The organism is Kitasatospora sp. NPDC004723 (assembly GCF_040609255.1).
GTDB lineage: Bacteria > Actinomycetota > Actinomycetes > Streptomycetales > Streptomycetaceae > Kitasatospora.
In genome coordinates, this window is record NZ_JBEXJT010000023.1 from 1 (window position 1) to 18242 (window position 18242).

The window sequence follows — 18242 nt, forward strand, 5'->3', positions numbered from 1 at the left end:
CCCGGGGCGCGGTTCCCCGGCCGCCCCCCCCCCCCCCCCCCCGCCGCGGTGGGGGGGGGGGCGGACCGGGGCGGGGGGGCCCGGCCCGGGGCCCGGCGCCCCCTCGGGGTCTGTGCGCTCGTGGGTGGAGGAAGGAGCCGCCCGGCTACTTCTTCTTGTCCTTGTCGCCGAACGGCAGCGCGGCCAGGCCGCCGATGATCACGAAGGCCGCGATCGGGATCAGCACGTAAAGGCCGAGGGTCTGGGCGACGCTCAGGCCGCTACCCGGGTCGTCGCCGTCGTCCCGGGTGAGGGCCATGGCGGGCGACGACAGCAGCATCATCAGCGTGACCGTTGCGGTGACCGCGCCGGCTCGCAAAGCGTTCCTCTTGTCCACGATGCCAACTTACCCGTCACTTACGCCGGGCCGCTCGGCGGGGTCGGCCTTTGGGGCATGTCCGGCGATTCCCCGCCCGGCGCCCACCGGGCGCAGCAGGTCCGCGAGGACGCGGACGTCCGGGGCCGCGGCCAGGGCGTCCAGGGTGACCGGTGTCCCGGAGCCGTCGGCGACCGGCAGGCGCCAGTTCGGGTACTGGTCCCAGGTGCCCGGGAGGTTCTGCGGGCGCGGGTCGCCGACCACGTCCGGCAGCCAGACGCCGACCAGTCCGGCCGGGGTGGCGGCCAGGAAGCGGTGCAGCGCGAGGGCCGACAGCGGCTCGTCCGCGCCCAGCAGGCCCAGCCGGACCAGCTCGGCCCGCCAGTCGGCCAGCTCGGCGGCGGCCTGCGCCTGCTCCTCGGCCAGCGGGCGGGCCAGCAGGCCCAGCCGGTGGCGCAGCTCCACGTGCTCGCCGGAGAGCCGGGCGGCGGTGGACGGCAGGTCGTGGGTGGTCAGGGTGGCGAGGCTGCCCGCGCGCCACCGCGGCGGCGGCAGGATCCCGCCCCCGGCCTGCCAGTCCCGCTCGAACCAGAGCACGGAGGTGCCGAGCACTCCGCGCTCCGCCAGCTCCTCACGGACGCCGGGCTCCACGGTGCCGAGGTCCTCGCCGATCACCGCGGCGCCGGCCCGGTGCGCCTCCAGGGCGAGCACGGCGAGCATCGCCTCGGCGTCGTAGCGGACGTACACGCCCTCGGTCGGGGCGTGCCCGGCCGGCACCCACCAGAGCCGGAAGAGGCCCATCACGTGGTCGATGCGCAGCGCGCCGGCGTGCCGGGCGGCCGAGCGGATCAGTTCGGCGAACGGCGCGTAGCCGGCGGCGGCCAGCGCGTCCGGGCGCCAGGGCGGCAGGCCCCAGTCCTGGCCGTGCGCGTTGAAGGCGTCCGGGGGCGCGCCGACCGAGATGCCGGTGGCCAGGACGTCCTGCAGCGCCCAGGCGTCGGCGCCGTCCGGGTGGACGCCGACCGCGAGGTCGTGCACCAGGCCGAGCGGCATTCCGGCGGTGCGGGCGGCCCGCTGGGCCCGGTCGAGCTGGCGGTCGGTCTGCCAGGCCAGCCATCGGTGCAGGTCGACCCGGTCGGCGAGCTCGACGGCCTGCTGCCGGACGTGCGGGGAGCCGGGGTGGCGCAGGCCCTTCGGCCAGTGGTGGTGGTCGGCGCCGTGCCGTTCGGCCAGCGCGTTCCAGACCGCGTACCGCTCCAGCCACTCGCCCTCGCGCTCCCGGTAGGCGTCGAACGCGGCGGTGCGGACGGCGCCGTGCCGGGCCGCGTGGCGCCGGTACTCGGCGTGCAGCAGCTCCAGGGCGCGGCGCTTGAGGGCCCACACCTCGTCGCGGTCGATCAGGCCGTCGTGCTCCAGCACCTCGGAGCGCAGCCGGGCGGCGCGGGCCAGCAGCTCGTCCGCCTCGGCGCGCGGGGCTCCGGTCAGGTAGGCGTACTCGGGGACCTCCTCGACCCGCAGGTGGACCGGGTCGGCGAAGCGGCGGGAGGAGGGGCGGTAGGGGGACGGGTCGGAGGGGACGGCGGGCAGGGCGGCGTGCAGCGGGTTGATCTGGAGGAAGCCGGCGCCCAGCGAGCCCGCCCAGGTGGCGAGGTCGGCGAGGTCGGCGAGGTCGCCCATGCCCCAGGAGCGGTCGGAGAGGACGGAGTAGAGCTGGGCGAGGAAGCCCCAGCTCCGGCCGGGGAGGGCGGGCAGGCGGTCGGGGGCGACGATCAGGTGGGCGGTGGCGGCGGGGCGGCCGGGGAGGTCGGCGTGCAGGGTGTGCCGGCCGGGAGGGAGGTCGGCGGGCAGCCAGTGGGCGTGGCCGCGCGGCAGCTCCCATCGGCCGCCCTGCTCCAGGGCGACGGCGAGCCGGGTGTCGGCGGGCAGGTCGAGCGCGGTGCGGCGGCCGGCCCGGGCCACCACGGTGGGGGGCAGCAGGCGGGCGCGCTGCTCGGCCCGGTGCCGGGCGAGCGCCGCGCGGGCGGCCTCGGGGGCGGCGGCGTCCACGCCGAGCGCGGCGAGCACGGCGACCAGGGTGCGGGCGCCGGCCGGCACGCCGCCGGGGCCGCAGCGGGTGTCCACCCCGTGGGCCTGCGCCAGGGCCACCAGCTCGGGCGGGGGCGGCGGCGCGTCCTGCGCCGGCACGTCCAGGCCGTCGGCTCCGTCACGGTCGAGATAAGCGGCCACTCGCGGCTCCTGCGATGTCTCGGCAACGCCCAGTCAGGACAGCCACAGTCCTACCCGGGTGACGGCCCGGTGACCCGGTGGACACACGCGGCCGAAGGGGTGGGAGACGGCGGAGGGGAGCGGTCCGGGAGGGCGGAGGGCCCTCTTTAAAGAGGCCTTAAGTCCGACGTAAATCGGACAAAGTCGGCATACCCGTCGACGGCGTTGACACCGGGAAACGTAGCTGGTGGGCTTTGGCGCGATGTGGTTCCGGCCTGGCGAGGAGGCTCCTGTGCAAGCCCGAGTGTCCGAGGTGGCCGGGCGGCGGCTCCGTCAGCAACTGGAGCAGAGCCCGTCGCTGCGCGAGGTGCTCCAGCACCCCGCCGCCCTCGCGGCACGGCGGGCCACCGCGCGGACGTGCCGTCAACTCGCGCCCAGGACGGCGGACCGGCTGATCGCGGACCTCAAGGGCACCGAACCGCTGCTCCGCTCCGTGCGGGTCGAGCGCGAGCTGGCCGCCCGTCCCGGGGCGCCGAGCCGGCGCACCCTCCAGGTGGCGGCCACCCTGTCGGCGGCGGCCGTGGTCGGCGGCCTGCTGGTGAGCGGACCGGCCGCGTACGCGCGGGTCCCCGGGTTCGCCCCCGGGCCGGACGTGGTGAGCAGCGCGCCGCAGACCCCGCTCGGCAGCGTGAGCGACCCCCAGGTCTTCCCCCGCCCGCAGGAGCAGCGGGTGGCCGGCAAGCCGGTCACCGTGCCGGGCTCCGTCGCCCTGGTCGCCGCGCCCCGGGCGGACCGCGGCGCGGTCGCCGCGGTGCACGAGGTGCTGGGTGTCGCCGGGGCGGCGGCCGTGACCCCGCTGCCGCCGCCCGCCGCGCCGGTCGCCGGCTCGCTGGTGGTGTACGTCGGCGGCCCCGGCGAGGGCGCGGGCGGCGAGACCGACCGGATCCTGCGCGAGCTCACGGCGGCGGCCGGCGGCAAGGAGGGCACGGCGCCGAGCACCGCCGGAATGCCGACCGGGGGCTACGTGCTGGCGGCCGGTCAGCTGCCGGTGGCCGGCGGCGGCAGCTACGGCGCGGTCGTCCTGGCCGGTGCCGACGCGGCCGGCACCTTCTACGCGGCGCAGTCGCTGCGCCAGCTGCTGGCCGCCGTCCCGGCCGAGCAGGGCCAGGCGCCGGGCGCGGCCGGTCTCGGCCTGCCCGGGATCACGCTGCGCGACTGGCCCTCCGGCTCCCCGGTGCGCGGCACCGCCGAGGCGTTCTACGGCACTCCGTGGACCCAGCAGCAGCGGTTGGACCAGCTGGACTTCCTCGGCCGCTCCAAGCAGAACCTCTACCTCTACGCCCCGGGCGACGACCCGTACCGCACCTCCCGCTGGCGGGACGCCTACCCGCGGGCGAAGGCCGACGACCTGCGCGCGCTGGCGGACCGCGCCACGCGCAACCACGTCGCGCTCGGCTACGCGATCGACCCCGGGCAGTCGTTCTGCTACAGCTCCGGCAAGGACGCGGACGCGCTGGTCGCCAAGCTGGACGGGCTGCGCGGGCTCGGCTTCACCGCGTTCCAGCTGCAGTTCCTGGACGTCTCCTACGACGAGTGGCACTGCTCCGACGACCGGGCCAGGTACGGCACCGGCCCGGCCGCCGCCGCCAAGGCGCAGGCCGAGCTGATCGCCAAGGTGCAGGACCGGCTGATCACCGCGAACCCGGGCCTGGCGCCGCTGTCGGTGGTCCCCACCGAGTACCACCAGCAGGGCGCCACCCCGTACCGCACGACGCTGGCCGACGCGCTGCCGACGGCCGTCCAGGTGGCCTGGAGCGGGGTCGGGGTGATCCCGGAGCGGATCACCGGCACGCAGATCGGCGACACCTCGGAGCTGTACCGGCACCCGCTGGTCACGGTGGACAACTACCCGGTCAACGACGCCACCCCGGACCGGCTCTTCCTCGGCGCCTACACCGGCCGCGACTCCGAGGTGGCCACGCGCTCGGCCGTCATGCTGACCGGCGCGATGCAGCAGCCGGTCGCCTCCCGGATCGCGCTCGCCACGGCCGGGGACTTCGCCTGGAACCCGGTCGCCTACAAGCCGGAGGACTCCTGGCGGGCGGCGCTGCGGTCGCTGGCCGGCCCGACCGGCGCGACGGCGACGCCCACCGGGGAGACCCTGCCGGCGGTCACCGCGCTGGCCGGGAACAGCGTCTCCTCGCCGCTGGCCAAGCAGGAGTCCGGCTACCTGCTGCCGCTGCTGGACCGGTTCTGGGCCACCGCCGAGCCGACCTCAGGCACCGCGCCCGACCTGGCCAGGCTGATCGAGGCGGCCGCCCCCCTGCGGGAGGCGTTCACCGCGATGGCGGGCGCCCAGCAGACCCTGGCCGCCGCCCCGGCGACCGCCCAGCTGGCCACCGAGGCCGCGTCCTGGCTGGCGCCGCTGCGCGACTACGGCCTCGGCGGGAACGCCGCCCTGGACATGCTGCTGGCGCAGCGCGGCGGGGACGGCGGGGCCGCCTGGAAGGCCCGGGTGGAGCTGACCAAGCTGCGCGAGCAGCTGGGCCAGAGCCCGGCGACGGTCGGCGCGGGCGTGCTCGGCCCGTTCCTGGAACGCGCGCTGCGCGCCGCCGACACCTGGGCCGGTGTGCAGGGCGGCGGCATCACCGCGACCACCACGCTGGGCTCCGCGAGCGACCACCTGCCGGCGCTGATGGCCGACGGCCTCGCGGACACCTTCTACTGGAGTTCGGCGCCGCCCCAGGCGGGCGACTCGGTGGGCCTGGACCTCGGCGGCGGGCGTCCGGTGGGCAGCGTGACCGTGCTGATGGGCTCCTGGGGCAGCGGTCCGGACGGCCCGAGCGCGAACGACGACTACATCCGCGACGGCGTGCTGGAGTACTCCACCGGCGAGGGCGGCTGGAAGAAGCTGGCCTCGGTGAAGAACCAGAAGTCGGTCTCGGCGCAGCTGCCGGCCGGGACGGTCGTCCGGGCGCTCCGGCTGCGGGCCACGGCCGCGCAGAAGACCGCGGTCGCGGTGCGCGAGTTCTCGGTGACCGCGCCGGACGAGCTGCCGGCCAATGTCAGCGGCGGTCCGGCCGCGCTGCCCGGCTCGTCGGCCGCCGCGGTGCTGGACGGCAACCCGGACACCGCCTACCGGGCGGCCACCGCGCCGACCGCGCTGGACGAGCCGCTCACCGTCGAGCTGGGCGCCGCCCGGCCGCTGGACCGGCTCACCGTCCTCACCGATCCGGGCGTCCGGGCCTCGGCCACCGTCTCGGTGCGCCACCCGGACGGCTCCTGGACGGAGATCGGCACGGTGCAGCCGGGCTGGAACGAGCTGTCGGCCGGCGGTCTGCCCGCCGACGCGTTCCGGCTGGCCTGGAAGCCGGGCGGGGAGCCGCCCGTGGTCAACCAGGTGATCCCCTGGTACGCGGACGCCCCGGCGGCCCGGCTGAGCCTGACCGACGCCTCGGTGGACGCGGTGACCGGGGAGGCCGAGCCGGTGCAGGCCCGGGCGGTCGTCGAGGCCGGGCGGCCGGAGGGTGTCACCGGGGAGCTGCGCACCGAGGTGCCGGCGGTCGCCAAGGGGCTGACCGTGGCGCCGGTCACCGGGGTGAGCGTGCCGCGCGGCGGGAAGGTCGGCGTGCCGCTGATGGTGACCGCCGGGCCGGAGACGCCGACGGGGACGTACCAGGTGCCGGTGGTGTTCGTGGCCGGGCAGACCACCGTCCGCCAGGTGCTCCAGGTGCACGTGGTGCCGCCGACCGGCGGCCCGGACCTGGCGATCACCGCGCACGCCACCTCGTCGGCCGACGAGACGGCGGGCTTCCCGGCCGCGGCGGTCGCCGACCAGGACCCGAAGAGCCGCTGGTCCTCGCCGCCCGCCGACGACGCCTGGGTGCAGCTGGAGCTGCCGCAGCCCACCCACCTGGGCTCGGCGGTGCTGCACTGGCAGACCGCGTACGCCGCGTCGTACAAGCTCCAGGCCTCGGCGGACGGCCGTTCCTGGACCACGGTCGCGACGGTGGACAACGGCGCGGGCGGCAACGAGACGGTGCGGTTCGACGCGCCGGGCGCCAAGTTCCTGCGGATGCAGGGCGTGGCCCGGGGCACCAAGTACGGCTACTCGCTGTGGGGCATCGAGCTGTACGCCGTCGCCGGTGCGGGCGGGGCGGTGCCGCCGTCCGTGCCCCTGCCGGTCGTCCCGTTGCCGACGGTTCCGGTGACGCCGCCGACCGGGACCCCGGGCGGCGGGCAGCAGTCGGGCGGCCAGGCCGGCGGCCCGGCGCCGACCGCCCCGCCGGCCGTGCCGACGCCCTCCGCCGCCCCGAGCGGCACCCCGGCCGGCCCGACGCCCGGCCCGAGCGGCACCCCGTCCAAGCAGCCGTAACGGGCCTCAACGGCGGGCCGCCGCGCTCCCCGGCTGGGGTGCGCGGCGGCCCATGAGGCGTACCGATGGTTTGACGGGCAAGCCCTTGTGGTGCGGAGGTCAGGCGGAGAGCGGTTCGGGCTGCTCGCCGCGGCGGACGGGTGCGGGGTGGCCGGCATGTGCCCGGCCGAGCGGCACGGGGTGGACGGCGTCGGTATGGTCGTGGTGTTCGTACTCGCCCCACTGCGGGGCGCGCAGCTGGTCGCCGCCGCCGTACGGCTCCAGGTAGGGCCGCCAGCGCGGGTCCTTGATGCCGGTGCCGATGATCCGCCAGGCCAGTCCGGTCGGCGGCGCCGGTGGTCGCTTCATCCGCCAGCCGAGTTCGGTGAGGTGGCGGTCGGCCTTGGTGTGGTTGCAGCGGCGGCAGGCCGCCACCACGTTGTCCCACCGGTGCTGGCCTCCCCGGCTGCGCGGGATGACGTGGTCGACGCTGGTGGCGGCGGCCCCGCAGTAGACGCATCGGCCGTGGTCGCGGGCGAACAGCGCCCGGCGGGTGAGCGGGACGGGCCCGCAGAACGGGACCCGCACGAAGCGGGTCAGACGGACGACGGACGGCGCCGGAAGGGCGCTGGTTGCGCTGTGCAGAGTGACACCCGAGTCCTCCAGGCTGACCGCCTTGTGGTTGAGGACGAGGATGAGCGCGCGGCGCATCGATACGACGCCGAGTGGCTCGTACGACGCGTTGAGGACCAGGACATGCGGCACGGATGCCTCCTTGGACGCCTGCGGCGCGTGGCTCGCGCCGGGACGAGCGGTTGGATCGCGCAACGGGTGCGTGATCTCCCCCAGTGTCGCCTTACGCCTTCGTGCGGCGCCACCACTCCTGTGTAACGGACCTGACGTGAACTCCGGGTGTGGCTTCTGTCATACCCGGTATGCCCGGGGGAGGAGCGGGTTGCACGCCGGTACCCCGGTGGGGTGGCGCTGGGCCGGTCGGAGCAGTGCGGAAAACGGCGCGCAGGCGCTCGAACGGGGCGTTCGCGCGGATTCGCACGCCCTCCGGACAGCCGATCGGCGTGTCAAGGTGCGGGCCGGGCGGCGGCTAGGGTAGTGCGGACGGTCCGCAGGCCATGGGGCGTGCCACCCGGGTGTGCCCGGTGTCGGCGGGCCGTGCCACGACCCCAGCAGGAAGGTCCCGCACGTGTTCCGGTCCGGTGCCGCCGGCCTCCTCGCCGACGCGTCCGCCACGACGCCGGCCTCGACGCCCGTCCCGTCCCCGACTCCCACGGCCCCGCAGTCGCCGCTCGACCTGAGAATCCCGACGAGCGCGCAGGAGGTCTCCGACACCACCCGGCAGGCCGCCGGCTGGTTCGACGAGCACTGGCAGGACTGGCTCGCGAGCGGGATCCGGATCGTCTTCATCATCGTGCTGGCCCTGGTGCTGCGGGCGATGGTGCGCAAGGTGATCACCCAGCTGATCACCCGGATGCTCCCGGACGAGGGCGAGGAGGAGCCGAGCCGCCTCGGCGGACTGCTGGCCAACACCGGGGTGGTCAACCCCGAGCGGCGCCGGCAGCGCGCGGAGGCGATCGGCTCGGTGCTGCGCAGCGTCGCCTCGTTCACGATCCTGGGCACGGCGGCGCTGATGGTGCTGTCGGCGCTCGGGATGAACCTGGCGCCGCTGCTGGCGAGCGCCGGTGTGGCCGGTGTGGCGATCGGTTTCGGCGCCCGCAACCTGGTCACCGACTTCCTCTCCGGGGTCTTCATGATCATGGAGGACCAGTACGGCGTCGGCGACGAGATCGACACCGGGGTGGCCACCGGCACGGTGCTGGAGGTCGGCCTGCGGGTGACCAAGCTGCGCGGCGCGGGCGGCGAGATCTGGTACATCCGCAACGGCGAGGTGAAGCGGATCGCCAACATGAGCCAGGGCTGGTCGACCGCCTCGGTGGACGTCCAGGTCGGCTACAAGGAGGACCTGGAGCGGGTCGAGGCGCTGATCACGGAGACCGCCGAGGCGATGGCCAAGGAGGCGCCGTACGACGAGCTGGTCTGGGCGCCGTTCAAGATCCTCGGCGTGGAGTCGGTCGCGGCGGACTCGGTGGTGCTGCGGATCGAGGCGCGGACCGCCCCCGGCAAGTCGCTGAGTGTGGCGCGGGCGCTGCGCCAGCGGGTCAAGCGGGTGCTCGACGAGGCTGGCATCAAGGTCAAGGAGGAGGTCCCGCTCGCCGCCGCCGCGGCTGCCGGCACCGGGACCACCACCGCCGCGACCGTGCTGGCCACCGCCGCGGTCCCGGGCACCGACGCAGCCCCGCCGTCCGCGCTGTCGGACCCCTCCTCGGCGGGCTACAAGGCCGCGACGCCGATACCGGCCCCGGTCCGCCCGGCCGACGACACCGCCAAGGCGCCCTGACCTTCGTTCACCGCTCACCGGCCCCGTCTCCGCGCCACTCGGAGACGGGGCCTTCGCGTTGTACGGGTACCGGATCGCCCGAATGCACCTTCCCTACCGGGGCACCGACGGGAGGTTCGTGAGCGTGCGAAGAGCCCGATCACGTGCGCGGAAGCCGAAACTGATGAGGGTGACGCTCTCTCCGGCACCGAGCGGCGTCCGGCCGTGCGGCGTGAGCGCGCCGTCGAATACGACACAGTCACCCTTGCCGAGATCGCATTCGAGATAGCCGTTGGCGTTGATGAACACCGTGGTGCTCACCGTGGGCGCACCGGTGACGCGAGCGCGCTTGAGGCAGAGGATCAGGTTGGCCTCACCGAAGCCGGACTCGTCGAGGTGGAAGTCGAGGAACTGCCCTTCCTCGTAGCCGATGTAGACGCCGGTGTGCGGCTGCCCGACCTCCAGGCCGGTGGACCGTGCTACGACTGCGGCGAGATCGACCTGTGCGGCGAACCGGTTCGCGGCGTCGCCGACGGCCGCGTTCCACTTGCCGTTGTGGAGGTATCCGTCAGCGGTTACGGCCTTCTCGGCCTCCTCCGCCATGGCGGCGATCAGCTCGACGGGAAATGACTGATCACGCAGGTGGCGCGGGCTTACACGTTGGTGTGTAGTGAGCTCGCGCATAGCGTCCCGGAGAACAGGGAAGTCCCCTGCCCACCGGGCCGGCGCCCGGACCGTGGTGCAGGCCTGGAGCCATCCGGTCCACCTACGGCTCCACTCACTCGGTGCCTCGCCGAGCAGCAGCTCGACCCGGACGAGTGCGTCCTGCGTGGACTCGACCAGCTCGGTGTTCCCCTTGGCGATCCGCAGCCTGAGGGCCTCTTGCAGAAGAGTCCGGGCCTCCGCGTGGTCGCCGCGTTCCATCAGGTGCTTGCCGGTGTGCTGGAGGGCGAAGTCGACGAGTTCCGGGTGCCGGCTTCGCGCGGTGTTCAACGCGCTGCGGTAAAGCGCGTCCGCGGTCTGTACGTCACCGGCGTAGCGGTGGGCGTCCCCGAGGTTGAGCCCGGTGGCGACGACCGCCCGGGTGTTGCCGCTGGCTTCGGCCAGGTCGAGCGACTGCCGGAGGAACATACGCGCTTCATCGTGGTGGCCCAGGCACATCTGGCCGATACCGATCCACCTGGCGAGGACCCGAGTACGACCGGGGTCGGTCTCCTCGGGCAGGGCCCATAGTTCCTCATGGAGGTGCCCGACCGCGCTGGTCAGCTCGTTCCGATCGGTGGGGACCATCCGCAGGTTGTCGTCCTGTGTGATGAGGTGCTGGAGCACGTGACCCTTCCCTCGTTCAGTTCTGCTCAGTGGGTGCTACAGCTGGTCGGTCTGGTGACGCAGGTCCGCCAGTAGCTCCGCCCCGTGGGGGGAGAAGTGCTGACGCAGGAGTTCGAGTTCGCGCATGAGGTAGCGGACGGCCGGCAGGCCCTCGTCGTAGGCGGACTGCAAGCTCGCGCGCTCGTTGGGCGTCAGATCGTCGCGGTTCAGTTCGGTCTGGCGGAACCGCAACAGTTGGTTGTAGACGCAGGTCGCGTGGAAGGCCCGGTCAATCTCCCAGAACTGGTTGCGGGCCACTCCCTGCGCGGCGCGCCACGCAATTTCGATCTTGGGCGAGGTCTGGGACGAGTATCCGTCGGCGAAGACCTGGTTCTGGAGGATGTGGAAGCTGATCGACTGGTGCGTCCCCTCGTGCAGCAGGTTCTCTGCCAGGAAGAGGGAGGACGGCTGCTCGCTGACGGTGTTCGGCGGGATGTGGTGCCGCGCCTTCTCGGAGAACACGATGACGTACGGGAGCGCCGGGTCGCTGGAGCTGGTCAGCGAGGAGGTGCGGACGCCGGACTTGAGGCCCACCCACAGGAGCCCACGGACGAATTCGCGCATGCGGGCGAACCCCTCGGGGTGGACCAGCGACAGGCGGTCCAGTGCCCGGGTCAGCGCCTCGCGGCGCTCGTCGGTATGCTCGATGATCTCGTAGTCCGCCAGATTGATCTCGTCAGCGATCTCGCCGGGAAGCTCGGAGTCGAACCAGTCGAAGCTCACCCCGGCCACGGACACATTGTTGCTGCGCAGGGACCGGGCGTGCTCCGCGTAAGGGGTACCGGACTTGACGAGGCGCTCCATCAGGACGAACGGCAGAGCACTTTCCGCGCCTTCCTCGCGCAGGTGGATCAGATCCGGGTCCTTCCGGCCGAGGTCGAAGAAGGAGCCGGCGGGGACGCGGGTGGCGATGGTGGTCTTCAATGCGGACTCTCCTTGATCGGGGTGTGTGCGCCGCCGAGCGGCGGGTCCGCTCGGATGATCACGGAGCCGACCCGCCATGCCGGCAACCAACCGGCTTCAGTTCGGAACTGCGGTCAGACCTCGGTCTCCACCGGGGCGAAGTCGCCGTCCGGGACCCAGTGGTCCAGGCGGCGGGTCAGGGACTCGACGGACGTCGCCGGGGCGAAGTCGCCGTCCGGGACCGAGTGGTCCAAGCGGCGGGTCAGGTTGGTGACCTGCGGGTCACCGGACTGGTTGGTGGTGTCGCTCACGTGCCTCTCCAATCGGGCTGGCTCTGCTCGCCCGGGAGTGGACGAGCAGTGGTGGCGGTGCGGCCCGGCCCGGCGGAAGGCCCTTCCGTCGGGCCGGGAGATCATGGGCGGCCTGCACTCGGGCGGCAGCTCGGGTCGTTTGGAGACGGTAGGAAACGACGGGGGGCACGGTCGACGAACTTGCTTGAGCTTGCTCGCATTCACCCGAGTGCGTTGATGGCTCCAGTGATGAGCGATCTCGCCTCAGCACCGTAGACAGCGATGCTGGCCAGCTCGGAGAATGCCTGGCCGTATTCGGAGATCTCGGCCGGCTGATTGATGGTGAGGTGGGCGGAGACGAGCTCGACGTTCACCTGCGCATCGTCGTAGACGGTGAAGGACTCAACCGGCCAGCCGGCGCCTCTGGCCGAACCGAGGGGAATCACCCCAAGACTCACCGACGGGAGGGAGCCGACGGTGATGAGATGGCCGAGCTGACCGACCAGGATGTCCGGAGTGCCGATGACGGTCCGCAGCACCCACTCCTCGATCAGGATGGCGAACCGATGGTCTCCCGTGTACAGCACCTTCTGCCGCTCCATTCGCACGGCAACAGCGTCGTCGACATCGTCGGGAGTGCTGCGCAACGAAACGATCGTGCTCAGCACTGCGCGCGTGTAGGCCGCCGTCTGGAGCAGGCCGGGGATGACCCACGACTGGTACATCCGGAATCGCCGCGTGCGCTCGAAGAGGGGGCGTACGGACTCCTGCGCCCGCTTGAGGCCGACGCGCTCAAGGCGCCGCCACTCAACGTACATTCCCTCGATGTTCCGGGCCGTCGCGATGAGGTCTGCCGCCTGATCCGGGACGCCGCAGATGGCCGTCCAGGCGCGTAGGTCCGCTTCTGAGGGCATCACTCGGCCGCTCTGGATCTTGGAGCATTTCGATTCATGCCACCCAGCAGCTTCGGCCAGCGCCCGCGCACTGAGTCCGGAGTCTCGCCGGATATCGCGCAGACGCTGGCCCAGGGACTGCTTGGCTTGCTGAACGCTGGACGACGCGGACACGATCAGCGCAGCCGGAAGTCCTCGTGCGGGACCGCCCGTTCCCAGACGGCCTCGAATGCGGTGGCGCAGAGCTTCACCGTCCGGTGATCGGTGTCGAGTTCGTCGTCCACGAAGTCGCCGTCACCGCTGAAGTGATGGACCAGGAGAACCTGGCCGTCGATCAGCCAGAAGTCGTTGCCCGGGAGCGCCAGGCCGGTCGCCTGCCGCCGGGGAAGCCACCTGACCTGCTCACCGGAGGCGACGTTCCGGAACGTGACCTCGTGCTCGAACCGGATGTACTCGCTTACCGGTTCCGAGACGACCCGCGCGCGCCGCACCTCAACGCCGCGGCTCGTGGTCTCCTCGATGAGCTGCAACCAGGGGCTCCACCACGAGGAGCGGTCGGCAGGGTCGTCGCGCTGTCCGCTGAGCCAACGGAGGAACAGCGGGTCGTCCCGCATGTAGCCATCGCGCATCTCCAGATGGAGAGCTGAGCGGGTACAGGTCTGCAGCAGATCCTCAAGCGATGGGACTGCTGCCACCGTTCACCTCCGGGAAGAACCGCATCATTCGCCTGGGGAATTCGATCACGGTCTCGTGCCCGGGAATGTCCATCTGCGCCAGACGTTCCGGGTCGAGCACCTTCCAGCCCTGGAGGACGTAGTTGCCCGTCACGTCGTCGAAGTAGACCGTCGGGGACTTGCCTTCGGGGCTGTCGGGATCTTGTCCGAGCTTGTGCAGTGCCACGGTGAGCCTCCTAGCAGGTCGGAGCCGATCGCCTTGAGCGATCTTGCCGTGCAAGTCGCCACTCGCACCATGAACTTGCTTGAACTTGCTTGAGCTGCCCTGTCAGATGGTCGAACTCGCCTTCCTGTACGGCGGGCCCGGATCTTGGACGCGGGTCCGCCCGGTGCGCGTCAATCTTTTGCTCCCCCTGATACAGGGCGGCCCGGCCGTTGGCGGCCGGGTCGCCCACCTGTCGCTGCGATGGCAGGTCGGGCCATATGGGAGCACTCCCACAACTCCGATAGCCGAGCGTGGCACGGGCGCTGCGCCAGCGGGTCAAGGCGGCGCTGGACGAGGCCGGGATCAAGGTCAAGGAGGAACTCCCAGTCCTGCGGCGGCCATGGCGGCGGCGAGCTGTTTCCGGTGTGCGCCCGGGAGACGGGCGGCATGCGGGTGTGCGAGCAAGTCCCGCACGCTGCCCCTTCGGCCGTCTCGCCTGCGCCGGAATTCCGTCGCCGCTTCGGCCCGGCCGAAGCGGCGACGGGCGACAGATCCTGCGGCAAGGTCTGACCCTTCTTCAGAGAGGCTGCCTCCTCGGCCGAGGAGGCAGCCTCTCTCCAGTTGGTGATGCGGCCCCTCGATGAATCGAGAGACCGCATCACCAATCCGCCTTCTCTCATTTCTCATGAAGTTCTCTTTTCGAGGTCGGCCGGTGCGGGGCCGCCTGCGGGCCGGTAACGAGTCGGCATCCTCCGGTGTAAGGACCATTGACACCCCGCTGACGGGGCCCGTACGGTCCTGTCCCGAAGCGACTGGAAAGTTTCCTAACAGTTCGCCACGAGCCGTCGGCCGACCAGGGGAGGGAGGATCTTCGCGTGACCAGGAACACCGCCAAGTCCCCCCTCGCCGGCACCCCCAGCCTGCTGCGGGCCATCAACGACCGCGCCGCCCTCGAACTCCTGCTGGAGAACGGGCCGCTGTCCCGCACCCAGATCGGCACCCTGACCGGGCTCTCCAAGCCCACCGCCTCCCAGCTGCTGTCCCGCCTGGAGGCGGCCGGGCTGGTGCTGCCGGTGGGCACCACGGCCGGCGGCCCGGGCCCCAACGCGCAGCTGTACCAGGTGAACCCGGCCGCCGGTTACGTCGCCGGACTGGACGTCACCAACAGCCACGTCCGGGTCGCGGTCGCCGACATCACCGGCACCACGCTCGCCGAGCACGTCGTCCCCACCAAGGGCTGGGCGGCGGCCGAGACGGTGCCCCGGGTCACCGCGGCGGTCGCCGGGACGGCGCGCGCGGCCGGCCTCGCCGAGGGTGCCCTGCACACCGTGGTGATCGGCGTCGGCGGCGCGCCGGACCCGGTCACCGGCAAGCTGCGCTACGCCTCCCACCTGCCCGGCTGGCACGCCCCGCGGCTGGCCGAGGGCCTGGCCGCGGCGATCGGCGCGCCGGTGACGATCGAGAACGACGTGAACCTCGCCGCCGTCGCCGAGCAGTCCTCCGGCGCGGCCCGCGGGTTCGAGGACTTCGTCCTGCTCTGGGCCGGCGAGGGCATCGGCGCGGCGATCGTAATCGCCGGCCGGCTGCACCGCGGCTTCACCGGCGGCGCCGGGGAGGTCGGCTACATGCCGGTGCCGGGCGCTCCGGTGGTCAAGGACGTCCGCCGCCGCAACTCCGGCGGGTTCCAGGAACTGGTCGGCGCCCCCGCCGTCCGGGCCCTGGCCAAGGTGCACGGGCTCGGTGCGCCGACCGCCGAGGAGTCGGTCGCCCGGGCGCTGGACACCCCGGGCGCGGGCGACGCGTTCCTCGCCGAGCTGGCCGCCCGGCTGGCCGTCGGACTGGCCGTGATCGTCGCCGTCGTCGACCCCCGGCTCGTGGTGGTCTCCGGCGGGGTGCCGAACGCGGGCGGCGAACGGCTGCGGGCCCTGGTCGCCGAGGAACTGGCCCGGATCGCGGCCGCCCGGCCCGAGGTGCGCGGCAGCGCGCTGACCGGCTCGCCCGTCCTGCTCGGCGCGCTGGAACGCGCGCTGACGGCCGCCCGTGAGGCGGTCTTCTCCACACACTGACGCACCGACGCACCGCACCGCGCTCCCCCGCAGCCCGACGCTCCACCGCACGCCCTGCACCCACCTCTCCCCTACCCCCGAACGCGGGATCCCGAGGCAATGACGCCTGCCCGCGCAGCCCCAGGAGGACCTCGAAGTGCACTCCACCACCTCCCACTCCCGCAGAGGCCGCCGCACCGTCGCCGCCGTGGCCGGCAGCGCCGTCCTCGCCCTGCTCGCCACCGCCTGCACCGGCAGCAGCGACGGCTCCGGCAGCGACGACTCGGCCGGCGGCAAGGACGTCACCATCACCTTCTGGCACGGCTGGAGCCAGGACTCCGAGGTGAAGGCGATCAACGACAACATCGCCGCCTTCGAGAAGGCCCACCCCAACATCAAGGTGAAGGCCGTCGGCAACATCGCCGACGACAAGGTCAACCAGTCGCTGCGGGCCGGCGGCGACGACGCCCCCGACGTGGTCTCCTCGTTCACCACCAACAACGTCGGCATGTTCTGCTCGACCAAGGCCTTCATCGACCTCAAGCCGCTGCTGGCCAAGGACGGCATCGACGCCGCCAAGACCTTCCCGGCCGCGATGCTCGACTACACGCAGTTCCAGGGCAACCAGTGCTCGCTGCCGCTGCTCGGCGACGCCTTCGGCCTGTACTACAACAAGAAGGCCTTCGCCGACGCCGGCATCACCTCCGCGCCGAAGACCTTCAGCGAGTTCACCGAGGCCGCCAAGAAGCTCACCGTCGCCGAGGGCGACGGCTACAAGCAGCTCGGCTTCATGCCGCTCTACCACGGCTACGAGTCGACCACCGAGCACTTCCTCGGCCAGTACGGCCCGACCTACTTCGACGGCTCCGGCAAGTCCACCATCGCCACCGACCCCAAGGTCGCCGCGATGATGAAGTGGCAGAAGGGCCTGGTCGACCAGCTCGGCGGCTACGACAAGCTGGACAAGTTCCGCTCCACCTTCGGCGAGGAGTTCAGCGCCAAGAACCCCTTCAACACCGGCCAGGTCGCGATGGCCATCGACGGCGAGTGGCGCACCGCCTCGCTCGCCACCGACAAGCCGGACATCGACTGGGCCACCGCGCCGTTCCCGGTGCCGGACGACCAGGCCGACACCTACGGCCGCGGCTACCAGACCGGCACCATCGTCGGCATCGCCAGCACCAGCAAGAAGCAGGCCGCCGCCTGGGAGTTCGTCAAGTTCCTGACCACCGACACCGACGCGGTGGTCTCCTTCGCCAACGCGATCCACAACGTGCCGAGCACCCTCGCCGCGCTGGAGTCGCCGAAGCTGATCGCCGACGAGAACTTCAAGACCTTCGTGAACATCGCGAAGAACGCGCACTCCGGCACCACGCCGGCGGTCGTCAACGGCGGCGGTTACATCGTCTCGCTGCAGAACCTCGGCTACGACTACGAGTCGGGCAAGCAGGGCGACCTCGCGGCCGGCCTCGCCGCCACCGCCAAGGAGATCGACGCCGCCATCGCCCAGGCCAAGTAGCGGCCTCCCCCGCGCGTCCGGCCCGTCCACGGAGCACCCATGTCACTCGCGTCCGCCACCCGCAAGGGGGCCGGAGCGACCGCCCCGGCGGCGCCTCCCGTGCAGCAGCAGCTGCGCCGGAAGCGCCGCCGGGCGGCGGCCCGCAACCTGGCCTTCCTCTCCCCCTGGCTGATCGGCTTCAGCGTCTTCTTCCTGTACCCGCTGATCTCGACCATCTACTTCTCGTTCACCAAGTACAACGGCTTCGGCTCGCCCGTCTTCAGCGGTCTGAAGAACTGGGACTACGTCTTCAACGACCTCCCGGCGTTCTGGCAGGGCCTGCGCAACACCCTGTGGCTGGTGGTCATCATGGTGAGCCTGCGGGTGGCGTTCGGCCTCGGCATCGGGCTGCTGATCACCAAGATCAAGAGCGGCGTGGGCTTCTTCCGCACCGCCTTCTACCTGCCCTACCTGGCCCCGCCGGTGGCCGCCACGGTCGCCTTCGCCTTCCTGCTCAACCCCGGCACCGGCCCGGTCAACCACTTCCTCGGCGAGATCGGGCTGCCGCAGCCCGGCTGGTTCGCCGACCCGGACTGGTCCAAGCCCGCGCTCACCCTGCTCGCCATGTGGGGCGTCGGCGACCTGATGGTCATCTTCATGGCATCCCTGCTGGACGTCCCGCGGGAGCAGTACGAGGCCGCCGAACTCGACGGCGCCGGCCCGTTCCAGCGGTTCCGGTACGTCACCCTGCCGAACATCTCGCCGATCATCATGTTCGCGGTGGTCACCGGGGTCATCCAGACCATGCAGTACTACACGCAGGCGATCGTCGCCGCGAAGGTCGCCGGCGGCAACGCGGGCAACTCCGGCCAGCAGTTCGAGCCCGGCTACCCGTCCGGCTCCACCTGGACCCTGCCGCAGATGGTCTACAACCTCGGCTTCCAGCGCTTCAACTACGGTGCGGCGTGCGTCGTCGCCCTGGTGCTGTTCGTCATCTCGATGGCCGTCACCTCGGTGCTGCTGCGCCGCCGGTCCGGCTTCATGGCCAACGACGACTAGC

At 72.5% G+C, this 18242-nt stretch carries 14 protein-coding genes; 5 read left to right on the forward strand and 9 right to left on the reverse strand.

All coding sequences use genetic code 11. The annotated features are described in order from the left end of the window. Positions 1-145: 145 nt before the first annotated feature. Together ABZW10_RS21795 and malQ are read right to left on the reverse strand one after the other, a co-directional pair. A complete protein-coding gene (locus tag ABZW10_RS21795) occupies positions 146-376 on the reverse strand; it encodes a hypothetical protein (RefSeq protein ID WP_355368356.1) in 231 nt (76 codons plus the stop codon). A 9-nt stretch (positions 377-385) separates the two neighbouring features. Continuing rightward, entirely contained in the window at positions 386-2476 is a 2091-nt protein-coding gene (gene malQ / locus ABZW10_RS21800) for a 4-alpha-glucanotransferase (RefSeq protein WP_355368609.1), read from the reverse strand. A 376-nt stretch (positions 2477-2852) separates the two neighbouring features. On the opposite strand from malQ, the gene ABZW10_RS21805 reads away from it, so the two are divergent. Further along, positions 2853-6935 (forward strand): beta-N-acetylglucosaminidase domain-containing protein, encoded by a 4083-nt coding sequence (locus tag ABZW10_RS21805; RefSeq protein ID WP_355368359.1) that lies wholly within the window; start codon positions 2853-2855, stop codon positions 6933-6935. A gap of 99 nt (positions 6936-7034) precedes the next feature. On the opposite strand, the gene ABZW10_RS21810 is transcribed toward ABZW10_RS21805, so the two are convergent. After that, positions 7035-7679 (reverse strand): HNH endonuclease, encoded by a 645-nt coding sequence (locus ABZW10_RS21810; protein WP_355368362.1) that lies wholly within the window; start codon positions 7677-7679, stop codon positions 7035-7037. Between the two features lie 436 nt (positions 7680-8115). Here ABZW10_RS21810 and ABZW10_RS21815 point away from each other — a divergent pair, with 436 nt between their 5' ends. Further along, positions 8116-9327, forward strand: a complete 1212-nt coding sequence (locus ABZW10_RS21815; protein WP_355368365.1) for a mechanosensitive ion channel family protein — start codon at positions 8116-8118, stop codon at positions 9325-9327. 93 nt (positions 9328-9420) lie between these two features. Here the strand turns inward: ABZW10_RS21815 and ABZW10_RS21820 are convergent, their stop codons facing one another. The 6 genes from ABZW10_RS21820 to ABZW10_RS21845 all read right to left on the reverse strand — a co-directional run bounded on the left by ABZW10_RS21820 (position 9421) and on the right by ABZW10_RS21845 (position 13660). Beyond that, a complete protein-coding gene (locus ABZW10_RS21820; protein WP_355368368.1) occupies positions 9421-10635 on the reverse strand; it encodes a tetratricopeptide repeat protein in 1215 nt (404 codons plus the stop codon). 36 nt (positions 10636-10671) lie between these two features. Continuing rightward, positions 10672-11598 (reverse strand): hypothetical protein, encoded by a 927-nt coding sequence (locus ABZW10_RS21825; RefSeq protein WP_355368371.1) that lies wholly within the window; start codon positions 11596-11598, stop codon positions 10672-10674. Positions 11599-11711: 113 nt separating this feature from the next. Next, positions 11712-11888, reverse strand: a complete 177-nt coding sequence (locus ABZW10_RS21830) for a hypothetical protein (protein ID WP_355368374.1) — start codon at positions 11886-11888, stop codon at positions 11712-11714. A gap of 200 nt (positions 11889-12088) precedes the next feature. Further along, a complete protein-coding gene (locus ABZW10_RS21835) occupies positions 12089-12940 on the reverse strand; it encodes a helix-turn-helix transcriptional regulator (RefSeq protein ID WP_355368611.1) in 852 nt (283 codons plus the stop codon). Further along, positions 12937-13389, reverse strand: coding sequence for a DUF6879 family protein (locus tag ABZW10_RS21840; RefSeq protein ID WP_355368377.1), 453 nt, complete (start codon positions 13387-13389; stop codon positions 12937-12939). Before ABZW10_RS21840 ends, ABZW10_RS21835 begins: the two co-directional genes overlap by 4 nt. 43 nt (positions 13390-13432) lie before the next feature. After that, entirely contained in the window at positions 13433-13660 is a 228-nt protein-coding gene (locus ABZW10_RS21845; RefSeq protein ID WP_355368380.1) for a hypothetical protein, read from the reverse strand. A gap of 854 nt (positions 13661-14514) precedes the next feature. Here ABZW10_RS21845 and ABZW10_RS21850 point away from each other — a divergent pair. From ABZW10_RS21850 to ABZW10_RS21860, 3 genes are all read left to right on the forward strand, one after another. Beyond that, positions 14515-15705 carry an ROK family transcriptional regulator gene (locus ABZW10_RS21850; protein ID WP_355368383.1) on the forward strand — a complete coding sequence of 397 codons (1191 nt, stop codon included), beginning with the start codon at positions 14515-14517 and terminating at the stop codon, positions 15703-15705. A 136-nt stretch (positions 15706-15841) separates the two neighbouring features. After that, positions 15842-17203 carry an ABC transporter substrate-binding protein gene (locus tag ABZW10_RS21855; RefSeq protein WP_355368386.1) on the forward strand — a complete coding sequence of 454 codons (1362 nt, stop codon included), beginning with the start codon at positions 15842-15844 and terminating at the stop codon, positions 17201-17203. A 39-nt stretch (positions 17204-17242) separates the two neighbouring features. Further along, on the forward strand, positions 17243-18241 hold the full coding sequence (locus ABZW10_RS21860) for a sugar ABC transporter permease (RefSeq protein WP_355368389.1): 999 nt from the start codon (positions 17243-17245) through the stop codon (positions 18239-18241). The last annotated feature ends 1 nt before the right edge of the window (position 18242 follow it).

Bases quoted from the DNA above. Each gene is read 5' to 3' on its own strand.
- ABZW10_RS21840 (WP_355368377.1), bottom strand. From the start codon at position 13,389: ATGCGCGATGGCTACATGCGGGACGACCCGCTGTTCCTCCGTTGGCTC.
- ABZW10_RS21860 (WP_355368389.1), top strand. From the start codon at position 17,243: ATGTCACTCGCGTCCGCCACCCGCAAGGGGGCCGGAGCGACCGCCCCG.